13 protein-coding genes are annotated in these 12,994 nt (G+C 52.3%); 5 read left to right on the top strand and 8 right to left on the bottom strand.

Features of this window, described 5'->3' with window-relative positions; all coding sequences use genetic code 11:
- Positions 1–4: 4 nt before the first annotated feature.
- The 7 genes from ftsL to leuO all read right to left on the bottom strand — a co-directional run bounded on the left by ftsL (position 5) and on the right by leuO (position 7,099).
- Positions 5–370, bottom strand: a complete 366-nt coding sequence (gene ftsL, locus ACQG2G_RS03625; RefSeq protein ID WP_008501989.1) for a cell division protein FtsL — start codon at positions 368–370, stop codon at positions 5–7.
- Positions 367–1,308: a 16S rRNA (cytosine(1402)-N(4))-methyltransferase RsmH gene (gene rsmH, locus ACQG2G_RS03620; RefSeq protein ID WP_013095568.1), complete on the bottom strand. Its 942-nt coding sequence runs from the start codon at positions 1,306–1,308 to the stop codon at positions 367–369. The genes ftsL and rsmH overlap by 4 nt, the downstream gene beginning before the upstream one ends.
- Before the next feature lie 2 nt (positions 1,309–1,310).
- Positions 1,311–1,769: a division/cell wall cluster transcriptional repressor MraZ gene (gene mraZ, locus ACQG2G_RS03615; protein ID WP_061772067.1), complete on the bottom strand. Its 459-nt coding sequence runs from the start codon at positions 1,767–1,769 to the stop codon at positions 1,311–1,313.
- Positions 1,770–2,373: 604 nt separating this feature from the next.
- On the bottom strand, positions 2,374–3,378 hold the full coding sequence (cra, locus tag ACQG2G_RS03610) for a catabolite repressor/activator (RefSeq protein ID WP_013095565.1): 1,005 nt from the start codon (positions 3,376–3,378) through the stop codon (positions 2,374–2,376).
- A gap of 179 nt (positions 3,379–3,557) precedes the next feature.
- Entirely contained in the window at positions 3,558–4,049 is a 492-nt protein-coding gene (gene ilvN / locus ACQG2G_RS03605; protein ID WP_008501994.1) for an acetolactate synthase small subunit, read from the bottom strand.
- A 1-nt stretch (position 4,050) separates the two neighbouring features.
- The gene (gene ilvI, locus ACQG2G_RS03600) at positions 4,051–5,775 is read right to left on the bottom strand and encodes an acetolactate synthase 3 large subunit (protein ID WP_061772066.1); all 1,725 of its coding nucleotides are present in this window, start codon (positions 5,773–5,775) and stop codon (positions 4,051–4,053) included.
- A gap of 379 nt (positions 5,776–6,154) precedes the next feature.
- On the bottom strand, positions 6,155–7,099 hold the full coding sequence (gene leuO / locus ACQG2G_RS03595; RefSeq protein ID WP_013095563.1) for a transcriptional regulator LeuO: 945 nt from the start codon (positions 7,097–7,099) through the stop codon (positions 6,155–6,157).
- Between the two features lie 636 nt (positions 7,100–7,735).
- Here leuO and leuL point away from each other — a divergent pair.
- The 5 genes from leuL to leuD all read left to right on the top strand — a co-directional run bounded on the left by leuL (position 7,736) and on the right by leuD (position 12,595).
- Positions 7,736–7,822: a leu operon leader peptide gene (leuL, locus tag ACQG2G_RS03590; protein WP_071830037.1), complete on the top strand. Its 87-nt coding sequence runs from the start codon at positions 7,736–7,738 to the stop codon at positions 7,820–7,822.
- 91 nt (positions 7,823–7,913) lie between these two features.
- Positions 7,914–9,485, top strand: a complete 1,572-nt coding sequence (gene leuA / locus ACQG2G_RS03585) for a 2-isopropylmalate synthase (protein ID WP_061773061.1) — start codon at positions 7,914–7,916, stop codon at positions 9,483–9,485.
- Entirely contained in the window at positions 9,485–10,576 is a 1,092-nt protein-coding gene (leuB, locus tag ACQG2G_RS03580) for a 3-isopropylmalate dehydrogenase (RefSeq protein ID WP_013095561.1), read from the top strand. The genes leuA and leuB overlap by 1 nt, the downstream gene beginning before the upstream one ends.
- Positions 10,577–10,578: 2 nt before the next feature.
- On the top strand, positions 10,579–11,979 hold the full coding sequence (leuC, locus tag ACQG2G_RS03575; protein WP_013095560.1) for a 3-isopropylmalate dehydratase large subunit: 1,401 nt from the start codon (positions 10,579–10,581) through the stop codon (positions 11,977–11,979).
- A 10-nt stretch (positions 11,980–11,989) separates the two neighbouring features.
- Positions 11,990–12,595, top strand: a complete 606-nt coding sequence (gene leuD, locus ACQG2G_RS03570; RefSeq protein WP_013095559.1) for a 3-isopropylmalate dehydratase small subunit — start codon at positions 11,990–11,992, stop codon at positions 12,593–12,595.
- Positions 12,596–12,686: 91 nt separating this feature from the next.
- Here the strand turns inward: leuD and ACQG2G_RS03565 are convergent, their stop codons facing one another.
- A complete protein-coding gene (locus ACQG2G_RS03565) occupies positions 12,687–12,839 on the bottom strand; it encodes a Hok/Gef family protein (RefSeq protein ID WP_010427008.1) in 153 nt (50 codons plus the stop codon).
- Between the last annotated feature and the right edge of the window lie 155 nt (positions 12,840–12,994).

Genomic DNA, 12,994 nt, shown 5'->3' with positions numbered 1-12,994 from the left:
TCCCTTATTTTTGTACTACGATATTTTCCTGGGAAGGATCAACATGCTGCAATTGCAGCTTTTCTGTTGCGATCCGCTCGACCCGGCTGTGATCGCCGAGCGCGTTTTCTTCAAGGATCAGGTTTCGCCATTCAATATCCAGCGCATCGCGTTCCAGTACCATCTGCTCGCGTTGCGCAGTCAATAAACGTGTGTGGTGGGCTGTCGTCACCACCGTTACTGCCGTCACAATGATGCAAATGAACAAGCAGAGTGGCAGCTTCCCAAACCGCAAAAGATCGTCGCCGATCACGCCAGGCAAGGCATGGCGCTCGTTGCTTCCTAACGAATCCTTAACTTTGCTTAGGGTCTCTGTCACTCTGCCGATCATGCGTTCGTCCTCTCTGCAATACGCAGCACTGAACTACGGGCGCGTGGATTCTCTGCCACCTCTTCTTCGCCCGGCATCAACTTGCCTAATGCTCGCAACTGACGACCGCCCAGCTTCCTGAGTTGTTCTTCCGTCATCGGCAGCCCTGCTGGCACCTGTGGACCGCGGCTTTGTTCACGCATAAAGCGTTTCACAATACGGTCCTCCAGCGAATGGAAGCTGATGATGGACAACCGCCCTCCCGGGGCCAGCACGTCGAGCGAGCTTTTTAGCGCCAGCTCTATTTCCTCCAGTTCACTGTTTACCCAGATGCGAACCGCCTGGAAGGTACGGGTCGCGGGATGTTTGTGTTTATCCTTCACCGGTGTTGCCGCCGCAATCACCTCGGCCAGCTCTTTCGTGCGGGTCATCGGCTCAATACGATTGCGCTCAACAATGGCGCGCGCGATGCGCTTGCCAAAACGTTCTTCGCCAAAGGTTTTAATCACCCAGGCGATATCGGCTTCATCTGCGGTCTGTAACCACTCGGCGGCAGACTGACCGCGCGTGGGATCCATGCGCATGTCCAGCGGGCCGTCGCGCATAAAGGAGAAGCCGCGTTCAGCATCATCAAGTTGGGGTGAAGAGACGCCAAGATCGAGAAGAATCCCGTCGATCTTGCCCGTCAGGCCGCGCTCAGCTACGTAATCCGCCAGCGCAGAGAAAGGTCCATGCACGATGGAAAAGCGTGGGTCATCGATGGTTTGCGCAACAGCTATCGCCTGCGGATCGCGATCAATTGCCAGCAGACGTCCTTCCGCTCCAAGCTGGGAGAGGATCAAACGCGAGTGGCCACCGCGACCAAAAGTGCCATCAATGTAAATGCCGTCCGGACGAATATTCAGGCCGTTGACGGCCTCATCCAGCAACACCGTTGTATGTTTATAATTTTCCATCATATTTATAGAGACAAGTCCTGCAGCCGTTCCGACAAGGTAGCGGAATCAGACTGCTCAGCGTCGATATCTTCCTTGACCTGTTGATACCAGGTCGTTTCGTCCCACAGTTCAAACTTGTTGAACTGACCGACCAGCATCACTTCTTTGGTCAGACCGGCATGATGCCGCAGCACGGGCGCAATCAGTAATCGCCCTGCACTATCCATCTGACACTCACTGGCATGCCCCAATAACAACCGCTGCACGCGGCGTTCCTGTGGGTTCATGCTCGACAGTCGCGACAGCTTTTGCTCAATAATTTCCCATTCAGGTAAAGGATAAAGCAGCAGGCAGGGGGAGTTGATGTCAATGGTGCAAACCAGTTGACCCGAAGCGTTCTCGATCAGCTGGTCGCGGTATCGGGTTGGTACCGATAAACGCCCCTTACTGTCGAGATTGACTAACGTTGCTCCACGGAACATGCCAGTCTCACCCCTCCTCACCACTTTAACCCACAAATTCCCACCTAAAGGAGTTTACGGAGCGAGGGAAAAGCTTGTCAAGCCAGGACTCTCTCTATACGAACCCGAAAGGGCTCTATTTACAGAGATAAACAGTCCTGGTTAATAACTGCACAACTGGCGAGGCAAAATTAACGTTATGAATATTTGTAAGAAAAAAACCGAATATGCACACTAGCGTTAAGGCTCACTCAATATCATCGCATCGAAATATAAAGTGTCAGTTTGCGACGCGGGCAGCATTTTAAGACATATTCACAGGGGATAACAGCGCCACATTCACCACAATGCGCAATGAACGAACCGGCTGGCAGGCAAGCACGCTGGAGCAGGGGAAAAACGTCTGAATATTCATCGACCGGGCAGCTTTGTAACAAAACAATACAAAGACAGGCTTTATAAATCGTATAAATGTTCTTTCAAAGGCATTTTAAAACGCCTGAAAGAATAAAAAAAATAGCAGGTTCTGATTCCTAAGGAATCGTCCTAATTTTTCTCCGGGAATTATTTGACCGAATTATCCAGAAAAAAGAGGGGGCAGTTTTCGCTGCCCCGTCTCATTTCATTAATGGCGGCTTAAAATTCCGCGACGGTAGAGATTACGTTTGATGCGCGTCAGCCCCGGCTTCGGTTTACGTGGTTCATCAAGGCTCGCGAGAACGATCTCCAGCACGCGCTCCGCCACATCACGATGGCGCTGCGCGACGGCCAGGACCGGACATTGCAGGAAGTCGAGCAGTTCGTTATCACCGAAGGTGGCGATAGCGAGATCGGAAGGCAGCTTACCATCCCGACGCAAAGTGACATCCATCACCCCCTGCAGCAATGCAAATGAAGTGGTGAACAGCGCCTGAGGCATCGGGTGCGTCTCCAGCCATTTCTCGAACAGCTGCGCAGCGGCTTCGCGTTCATAACTGTTGGCATAAAGGTAGTGAACCTCGCGCGGGTCGTCTTTCCACGCCGTTCTGAAGCCTTGCTCACGCAGGAAACTCACAGAAAGCTCAGGCAACGCCCCAAGATAGAGCACGGTTTCAGCCGGGAAGGTTCTCAGCTCCGCGGCCAGCATTTCCGCGTCATCCTGATCGGCACCAACGACACTGGTAAAATGCTCTCTGTCCAGGGCGCGATCCAGTGCAACGATTGGGAACGGATCGTTCGCCCAGCGTTGATAGAAGGGATGCTCGGGTGGCAAGGAGGTCGAAACGATGATCGCATCAACCTGACGCTGGAGCAGATGCTCAATACAGCGCATTTCGTTATCAGGCTGATCTTCAGAGCAGGCAATCAGGAGCTGATAGCCCCGCTGGCGAGCCTGACGTTCAAGATAGTTAGCGATGCGGGTGTAGCTGGTGTTTTCCAGATCGGGGATCACCAGACCAATCGATCGGGTGCGCCCGGCACGTAATCCCGCTGCGACAGCATTCGGGTGGTAGTTGTGCTCACGAACCACCGCCATGACTTTCTCAACGGTTTTGTCGCTGACACGGTACTGCTTTGCTTTACCGTTAATCACATAGCTGGCCGTAGTTCGTGACACGCCGGCTAGCCGGGCGATTTCATCCAGTTTCACAATTGCCCCTTAAAAAAAGAAAAGAGTCCATGGCCCTGTCAAGGTTATGGTTAAATCTTTTAACATCTAAACGCAGAATAGCTTTCGCGGCAACCGCTTTTATCTGTGTTATCGGCGTATTACGCAAAAAAAAGCCCGGCTTTGGTGACCGGGCTGAAAGAGGCGAACCTTATTGCCTGCTAACGCATGATTTTCTCGCCGCGCGAAAGACCGACAACGCCCGACCGCGCAACTTCAACAATTTTTGCTACATCCCTTACGGACGCCAGGAATGCATCCAGCTTGTCACTCGTTCCCACCAGCTGAACCGTATATAAAGAAGGGGTGACGTCAATAATCTGCCCACGGAAGATATCCGCGTTGCGTTTAACCTCTTCACGGCCGTAACCACTGGCCTGAATTTTCACCAGCATGACCTCACGTTCTACATAGGCCCCTTGCCCCAGTTCGCTCACGCGCAGAACATCGACAAGTTTGTGTAACTGTTTCTCGATCTGCTCAAGCACCTTGGCGTCGCCGACGGTCTGAATCGTCATGCGCGACAGCGTAGGATCCTCGGTAGGGGCAACGGTCAGGCTCTCAATGTTGTAGCCGCGTTGTGCAAAGAGTCCAATAACGCGTGACAGTGCACCAGACTCGTTTTCCAGTAATACAGATAATATCCGGCGCATATCAGGTTCTCTCCGTTTTACTTAACCACATTTCGTCCATACCACCACCGCGAATATGCATCGGATAAACGTGCTCTGTGCCATCGACAATGACATCCATGAAAACAAGGCGGTTATTTTTGACGTGTTCAAGCGCTTCAGCAAGTTTCGCTTCCAGCTCTGCCGGCTCGGTCACCCGCATCCCGACATGACCATAGGCTTCGGCCAGACGAACAAAATCCGGCAGCGATTTCATGTAGGAGTGAGAATGGCGGCCAGAGTAGATCATATCCTGCCACTGCTTCACCATACCGAGATAACCGTTATTCAGGTTGAGAACCAGGACCGGCAGTTCATATTGCAACGCGGTGGAGAGTTCCTGGATATTCATCTGAATGCTGCCGTCTCCCGTCACGCAAACGACGGTTTCATTCGGCAGCGCAAGCTTCACGCCCAGCGCGGCAGGTAACCCAAAACCCATTGTCCCCAGACCACCAGAGTTAATCCAGTGACGTGGTTTATCAAACGGATAATAAAGCGCGGCAAACATCTGATGCTGACCTACATCAGAGGTGACATAGGCTTCACCTTTCGTCAGACGCCAGAGGGTTTCGATCACCGCCTGCGGCTTAATGTTTTCGCTTTGGGTATCGTATTTCAGACACTGACGTGCTCGCCACAACTCGATCTGTTGCCACCAGTCGCGGATCTCATCCAACGGTTGTGAAGGGGTTTCCTGCGATAGCACATCCAGCATTTGCTCCAGAACCTGTCGTGCATCCCCAACGATCGGCACATCCGCCGGTACCGTTTTCGAAATAGACGTAGGATCGATATCAATATGCAGCACGGTGGCGTTCGGGCAGTACTTCGCCAGATTGTTGGTCGTGCGATCGTCAAAGCGCACGCCAACGGCAAAGATCACATCCGAATGATGCATCGTCATGTTAGCTTCATAGGTACCGTGCATGCCCAACATACCCAGAGCCTGGCGGTGCGTTGCCGGGAAGGCGCCCAGTCCCATCAGTGACGAGGCGACAGGAAGATTCAATTTTTCGATCAGCTCACGCAGTTGCGCTTCACAGGCTGAGTTAACCGCGCCACCGCCGACATAGACCACCGGCTTTTTCGCAGCCAGAAGCGTGTGTAACGCACGTTTGATCTGGCCTTTGTGGCCCTGTGTCGTTGGGTTGTAGGAGCGCATGCTTACCGTTTCCGGCCAGACATACGGCAGCTTGTTTGCCGGGTTAAGAATATCTTTTGGCAGATCGACCACCACAGGACCAGGACGCCCACTGGCTGCCAGCCAGAAGGCTTTTTTCAGTACGCCGGGAATGTCTTCGGTTTGCTTCACCAGGAAACTGTGCTTCACTACGGGGCGTGAAATCCCCACCATGTCGCACTCCTGAAATGCATCGTAGCCAATCAGTGACGTTGCGACCTGCCCGGATAGAATGACCAGCGGGATGGAGTCCATATAGGCTGTCGCAATGCCGGTAATTGCATTCGTCGCGCCGGGGCCGGAGGTGACCAATACCACGCCCACTTCACCCGTCGCACGCGCCAGTCCGTCAGCCATGTGCACCGCCGCCTGCTCGTGGCGCACCAAAACATGGTCAATGCCGCCTACCGTATGAAGCGCATCATAAATATCCAGAACTGCGCCTCCAGGGTAGCCGAACACCTGCTTAACGCCCTGATCGATTAACGATCGGACGACCATTTCCGCGCCAGACAACATCTCCATGCTTTGCCTCCAGGCATTGTGTTATAGACGGACTGCAGAATTCATTTCCACACCGTCTTACGATCGTGATGAACCGATCTTATATATTGCAGAGTGATCGTTACCTTAACCGCTCGTTTTGAGGCAGGCAATTAGCAAACAGGACGTGGCAAACGGGGTCAGAAGCACAAAAAGCAGCGTTACAGGGAGGATATGGTTAATTACACTGTGATTCGTTCGTGAGGTGATAAATCATCGCTGAAAAGCGCAACCTTTCAGGAAATCATCTATTTTTGCGAAGCTGGCAGCAGCCAGAAAAAATAACAACAGCACAAAATACCGCAAATGAAAAAATACGCAGGATAAACCACACACGCCGATGTGATTTATCCTGACGCGCTTATCGGCGGCAAATGCTAATAAGCAGCTCTTCCATCCACTGATGGCCTTTATCCCGGCCTGCGGCTTCATGCCAGGAAAGATAACAGGTACGGCTATTGAGCTTGAGCGGCAACGGCAGGATTTGCAGATTTAAGGGTTCCGAAAACTCCTCTGCCAGCCAACGCGGGGCAATAGCGACCAGATGGGTCTGGGAAACCACATTTAAGACGCTGACCATGGCCATTCCCTGATAAGCCACGCTCGCCTGTTTATCCGCAGTGTCATACCACGGCAGACTAAATGAGGCGTATCGGTCGAGGGCAACAACAGCATGCTGCTCGTTATAAACATCACTTTCGCGCAGCGGCATATTCATTCGTGGATGTTTTTTGCTGGCGACCAATACCATTTCATCTTTAAATAGCGGCACACAGGAAAATTCCGGACGACGGAACTCTTCGTATCCCAGAACGAATTCTGTTTCCTGATATCGAAGCTGATGTTCTGTGTTCTGATTAAGAGAAGATTTAAATACCAGCTGAATATTGGGCGCAATTTCTTCCACTTTATTGTAGATCACGGACGTCAAATAATTATCTAACGGGCTACATACACAAAGATGGAAAACACGCTCACTGCTTAAGGGCTCAAAACCCGATCCCGGCAGCTCATTTTGCACCAACTGTAACGCCTGGCGGATAGAGCCAAACAGCTGAAATGCACGCGCCGTGGGTTGAATCCCCCTGCCATAACGAACAAACAATTCGTCATTAAACATCACTTTAAGCCGGGATACCGCATTGCTGACGGCAGGCTGCGACATCCCCAGAGACTGCGCTGCCCGCGTGATATTCTGTTCCTGCATCACCGCGTCAAACACGGTCAACAGATTGAGATCCACGGTGCGTAACTGAGGTTTAACCCCATTATAACCCTGAGGTTGATTAATATTATTTTCTGGCACTCCTGGCTCCACTGTCACGCTAAACTCCCTTTGCCAAATTACAGTAATAATTTCGAAAAATATGATTTACCATGCAGATACAACCAGCGAAAGAGAATTGTTTAAAATTCGGAAAATATAAAGAGCGCATCATCAAAAGGGTGACTTCGCCCAGGTCATTGATGGTGAGATGAAATTCGGCATAAATGATATCAATGACATTATGGTTTGCATGAAACCATAATCAAGACAAATACACAATCGCCCTTCGGTTAATGATAACTTAAGTATTATTAAACTATTCACGTGAGCCATGCCAAACAATTAACAAACTCGCATCATTGCTCACGCTTTATTTACTGCAGTTTTATTTGCAGCACTAATAAATCAATGAAATTAAAAACAATTCTTCTCAGGGCTCATCCATTGCAGACGTATGTTGAATTGATACTAATTATATTTAAATCGTTCCGGAGATGAATCTCCAGTCCAAAAATAGACTTTTCAAAAGGCATGAAAGATAAAAACCAGCACAATTAGCTAAATAAAATTCTCTGGAACATCGTGCGATCGGGGTCGTTTTTGTTGTCAGGGGTTGACATCAACCCCCATATCCAGTACCACTAAAAGCATATTGAATTTAACGGAGCACGATTCATGATTCGCACCATTCGTTTCACCGGTCTACTACTACTAAACGCATCCTCTGTGCGCGGTAGACTGGCGGGCGAAATTCAGCGTTGAATCGTCACCAGTAAGACTAAAAACCCGCGCCACTGCGCGGGTTTTTTTATGCTCGTAGCAAGGCGCCCTAAGACTGACAAGGACCTAACCCATGAGCCAGCAAGTCATTATTTTTGATACCACTTTACGTGACGGTGAACAGGCATTACAGGCGAGCCTGAGTGTGAAAGAGAAGCTGCAGATTGCGCTGGCTCTCGAACGTATGGGTGTCGACGTGATGGAGGTGGGTTTCCCGGTCTCTTCTCCGGGTGATTTCGAATCGGTACAGACCATCGCCCGTACCATCAAAAACAGCCGCGTCTGTGGTCTGGCACGCTGCGTTGAGAAAGATATCGACGTTGCCGCCGAGTCACTGAAAGTGGCTGAAGCATTCCGTATTCATACTTTTATTGCCACCTCCCCCATGCATATTGCCACCAAGTTGCGCAGCACCCTCGACGAGGTGATTGAGCGCGCGGTCTACATGGTCAAACGCGCGCGCAACTACACGGATGATGTTGAATTCTCATGTGAAGACGCAGGCCGCACGCCAATTGAGGATCTAGCGCGCGTGGTGGAAGCCGCCATTAATGCCGGGGCCAAAACCATCAACATCCCGGATACCGTCGGCTACACCATGCCGTTTGAGTTCTCCAACATCATTACTGGCTTGTATGATCGTGTGCCAAACATTGATAAGGCAATTATCTCTGTTCATACCCACGACGATTTAGGCCTGGCGGTCGGCAACGCCATCGCCGCTGTTCACGCCGGTGCCCGTCAGGTAGAAGGTGCGATGAACGGTATCGGGGAACGCGCAGGCAACTGTTCCCTGGAAGAAGTGATCATGGCGATCAAAGTGCGCAAAGACATCATGAACGTGAATACCAGCATCAATCACAATGAAATCTGGCGTACCAGCCAGACCGTCAGCCAGATTTGCAACATGCCGATCCCCGCCAACAAGGCGATTGTCGGTACCGGCGCATTCGCGCACTCTTCCGGTATCCACCAGGATGGCGTACTGAAAAACCGCGAAAACTACGAAATCATGACCCCGGAATCGATCGGTCTGAACCAGGTTCAGTTGAATCTGACCTCCCGCTCCGGCCGTGCGGCAGTGAAACATCGTATGGAAGAGATGGGTTACAAGGACAGCGATTACAACATGGATCAGTTGTACGACGCGTTCCTGAAGCTGGCCGACAAAAAAGGTCAGGTGTTCGACTATGACCTGGAAGCACTGGCCTTCATTAATAAACAGCAGGAAGAGCCAGAGCATTTCCGTCTGGATTACTTCAGCGTGCAGTCCGGCTCCAGCGATATCGCCACGGCATCCATCAAGCTGGCCTGCGGGGATGAGATAAAAGCGGAAGCGGCAAACGGCAATGGTCCTGTCGATGCTATCTACCAGGCGATTAACCGCGTCACCGAATACGACGTGGAGTTGGTCAAATATGACCTGACGGCCAAAGGCCATGGCAAAGATGCACTCGGTCAGGTGGATATCGTGGTCAATTATAACGGCCGTCGCTTCCACGGCGTGGGTCTGGCGACCGATATCGTCGAATCCTCTGCGAAAGCGATGGTACATGTCCTGAACAATATCTGGCGTGCCGCTGAAGTCGAAAAAGAGTTGCAACGCAAAGCTCAGAATAAAGAGAACAACAAGGAAACCGTGTAATGTCGAAGAATTACCATATTGCTGTGTTGCCGGGTGACGGTATTGGCCCGGAAGTGATGGCACAGGCGCTGAAAGTACTGGAAGCCGTTCGCTCGCGTTTTGCGATGAAAATTACCACCAGCCACTACGACGTGGGCGGTATAGCTATCGATAATCACGGTACGCCGCTGCCAAAAGCAACGGTAGAGGGTTGCGAGAACGCCGATGCCGTCCTGTTTGGTTCCGTGGGTGGCCCGAAATGGGAACACCTGCCACCCGCAGAGCAGCCAGAGCGCGGCGCGTTGCTGCCGCTGCGTAAACATTTCAAGCTGTTCAGTAACCTGCGTCCGGCTAAGCTGTATCAGGGTCTGGAAGAGTTCTGCCCGCTGCGCGCGGATATCGCCGCTAACGGCTTCGACATTCTGTGCGTGCGTGAGCTGACCGGCGGGATCTATTTCGGTCAGCCAAAAGGCCGTGAAGGCAGCGGCCAGCATGAAAAAGCGTTCGACACCGAGGTCTATCACCGTTTCGAAATTGAACGTATCGCCCATATCGCTTTTGAGTCAGCACGCAAACGCCGCCATAAAGTCACCTCTATCGACAAAGCGAATGTGCTGCAGTCTTCCATCTTATGGCGTGAGATCGTCAGCGAAGTTGCTAAGCATTATCCTGACGTTGAGCTGTCGCATATGTACATCGATAACGCGACAATGCAGCTGATTAAAGATCCGTCCCAGTTTGACGTGCTGCTGTGCTCCAACCTGTTCGGCGATATCCTCTCGGATGAGTGCGCGATGATCACCGGCTCTATGGGCATGCTGCCGTCAGCGAGCCTGAACGAAGAAGGCTTTGGCCTGTACGAGCCTGCTGGCGGCTCCGCGCCGGATATCGCAGGTAAAAACATCGCTAACCCGATTGCGCAGATCCTCTCCCTGGCTCTGCTGCTGCGCTACAGCCTGGATGCAGGCGATGCGGCAACCGCAATTGAGAACGCCATTAATCGCGCGTTAGAAGAAGGCGTCCGTACCGGTGATTTAGCACGCGGCACGGCGGCAGTCAGTACCGATGAAATGGGCGACATCATTGCCCGCTATGTCGCTGAAGGGGTGTAATCATGGCGAAGACGTTATATGAAAAATTGTTTGATGCACACGTTGTCTATGAGGCACCAAACGAAACCCCACTGCTCTATATCGACAGGCATCTGGTACACGAAGTGACCTCCCCACAGGCATTTGATGGGTTGCGTGCGCACAAACGCCCGGTACGTCAGCCGGGTAAAACCTTCGCGACAATGGATCACAACGTTTCCACCCAGACCAAAGATATCAATGCGTCGGGCGAAATGGCGCGTATCCAGATGCAGGAGTTGATCAAGAACTGTAACGAGTTTGGCGTCGAGCTCTACGATCTGAACCATCCGTATCAGGGTATCGTTCACGTGATGGGACCTGAGCAAGGGATCACCCTGCCCGGCATGACCATCGTCTGCGGCGACTCCCATACCGCAACGCACGGCGCGTTTGGTGCACTGGCGTTCGGTATTGGCACCTCTGAAGTTGAGCATGTTCTGGCTACGCAGACCCTTAAACAGGGCCGAGCCAAAACCATGAAGATTGAAGTGAAAGGCAAAGCCGCGCCGGGGATCACCGCGAAAGACATCGTGCTGGCCATCATCGGTAAAACGGGCAGTGCCGGCGGCACCGGGCACGTTGTTGAGTTCTGCGGTGACGCTATTCAGGCGCTGAGCATGGAAGGTCGTATGACTCTGTGCAATATGGCCATCGAGATGGGGGCCAAAGCAGGCCTGGTGGCACCGGATGAAACCACCTTCAACTATGTAAAAGGGCGTCTGCACGCACCAAAAGGTCAGGATTACGCTGACGCCGTCGCGTACTGGAAAACCCTGAAAACCGATGATGACGCGGTTTTTGATACCGTTGTTACCTTGCAGGCGGAGGAGATTGCCCCGCAGGTGACCTGGGGAACCAATCCGGGTCAGGTCATTTCCGTGAATGACACCATTCCCGATCCGGCCTCATTTACCGATCCGGTCGAACGCGCCAGTGCTGAAAAAGCGCTGGCGTATATGGGTCTCAAACCCGGTGTGCCGTTGACCGATGTGACCATCGACAAAGTCTTTATCGGCTCCTGCACCAACTCGCGTATCGAAGATTTACGCGCTGCGGCGGAGATCGCCAAAGGCCGTAAAGTGGCACCCGGCGTACAGGCGCTGGTTGTACCAGGCTCTGGTCCGGTAAAAGCGCAGGCGGAAGCCGAAGGCCTGGATAAGATCTTTATCGAAGCAGGCTTCGAGTGGCGCTTGCCTGGCTGCTCCATGTGTCTGGCCATGAACAATGACCGCCTGAATCCGGGCGAACGTTGTGCCTCCACCAGTAACCGTAACTTTGAAGGTCGTCAGGGCCGCGGTGGACGCACCCATCTGGTCAGCCCGGCGATGGCCGCCGCTGCGGCAGTTACCGGCCATTTCGCCGATATTCGCAGCCTGAAATAAGGAGACAATCATGGCAGAGAAATTTACCCAACATACAGGCCGGGTTGTCCCTCTGGACGCCGCTAACGTCGATACTGATGCGATCATCCCGAAGCAATTTTTGCAGAAGGTCACCCGCACCGGATTTGGTGCTCATCTGTTTAACGACTGGCGTTTTCTGGATGATAAAGGTCAGGTACCTGACCCGGAATTTGTGCTGAATTTCCCGGAATATAAAGGCGCCTCCATTCTGCTGGCACGGGAAAACTTTGGCTGCGGCTCCTCACGTGAGCACGCACCATGGGCGCTGACCGACTACGGCTTTAAAGTGGTGATCGCCCCGAGCTTTGCGGATATCTTCTACGGCAACAGCTTCAACAACCAGCTGCTGCCGGTGACGCTGAGTGACGAGCAAGTGGATGAATTGTTCGCGCTGGTTAAGGCAAATCCGGGCATGTCGTTTGAAGTGGATCTGGAAGCGGAAGTGGTGAAAGCCGGGGATAAGACCTACAGCTTCAGCATCGATGCCTTCCGTCGCCACTGCATGCTGAACGGTCTGGACAGCATTGGCCTGACGCTTCAGCATGAAGACGCCATCTCCGCATACGAGAAAAAACAGCCTGCGTTTATGGGCTAAAGGCAATGGCCCGCACGATGCGGGCCATTGATAAGGGTGCGTTGAGGCTCAACCACTCTGGAGAGGCGGGGAACTTTCCCCGCCCATACCGCTAACGTTTTGCTTCGTAAGCCAACACTGCTGCCAGCTCTGTTTTCTCCTGTCTGAAATGCAGTTCACACAGTGAATCACGCACCATCCAGGTGAAGATCAACAGCGTTGTACAGATCAGAAACAAACCTAACAGCAGAGTACGTTTTGGCATTCCAGCCTCCTTATTGCTTTTCGGCAATGAAGAGACTAACCTCGCAATGTTGGTTGTGAAGTTGGTCTCCCCATCAGTTTTTTGATGTGGGACTCTCCACTGTTTGCCTCTTGCGAAAGCCTGAGGCAAACAGCCTCAAGCACCCGCCACGCACT

Source organism: Enterobacter cloacae complex sp. 382A5 (assembly GCF_050031095.1).
In the GTDB taxonomy this organism is placed as follows: Bacteria; Pseudomonadota; Gammaproteobacteria; order Enterobacterales; family Enterobacteriaceae; genus Enterobacter; species Enterobacter cloacae.
This window is presented reverse-complemented; position numbering and strand designations above follow the sequence as displayed.

Excerpts from the sequence above, each read along its gene's own strand:
- ftsL (WP_008501989.1), bottom strand. The coding sequence starts at position 370 with ATGATCGGCAGAGTGACAGAGACCCTAAGCAAAGTTAAGGATTCGTTA.
- rsmH (WP_013095568.1), bottom strand. The coding sequence starts at position 1,308 with ATGATGGAAAATTATAAACATACAACGGTGTTGCTGGATGAGGCCGTC.
- mraZ (WP_061772067.1), bottom strand. The coding sequence starts at position 1,769 with ATGTTCCGTGGAGCAACGTTAGTCAATCTCGACAGTAAGGGGCGTTTA.
- ilvN (WP_008501994.1), bottom strand. The coding sequence starts at position 4,049 with ATGCGCCGGATATTATCTGTATTACTGGAAAACGAGTCTGGTGCACTG.
- ilvI (WP_061772066.1), bottom strand. The coding sequence starts at position 5,775 with ATGGAGATGTTGTCTGGCGCGGAAATGGTCGTCCGATCGTTAATCGAT.
- leuL (WP_071830037.1), top strand. The coding sequence starts at position 7,736 with ATGATTCGCACCATTCGTTTCACCGGTCTACTACTACTAAACGCATCC.
- leuA (WP_061773061.1), top strand. The coding sequence starts at position 7,914 with ATGAGCCAGCAAGTCATTATTTTTGATACCACTTTACGTGACGGTGAA.
- leuB (WP_013095561.1), top strand. The coding sequence starts at position 9,485 with ATGTCGAAGAATTACCATATTGCTGTGTTGCCGGGTGACGGTATTGGC.
- leuC (WP_013095560.1), top strand. The coding sequence starts at position 10,579 with ATGGCGAAGACGTTATATGAAAAATTGTTTGATGCACACGTTGTCTAT.
- leuD (WP_013095559.1), top strand. The coding sequence starts at position 11,990 with ATGGCAGAGAAATTTACCCAACATACAGGCCGGGTTGTCCCTCTGGAC.
- ACQG2G_RS03565 (WP_010427008.1), bottom strand. The coding sequence starts at position 12,839 with ATGCCAAAACGTACTCTGCTGTTAGGTTTGTTTCTGATCTGTACAACG.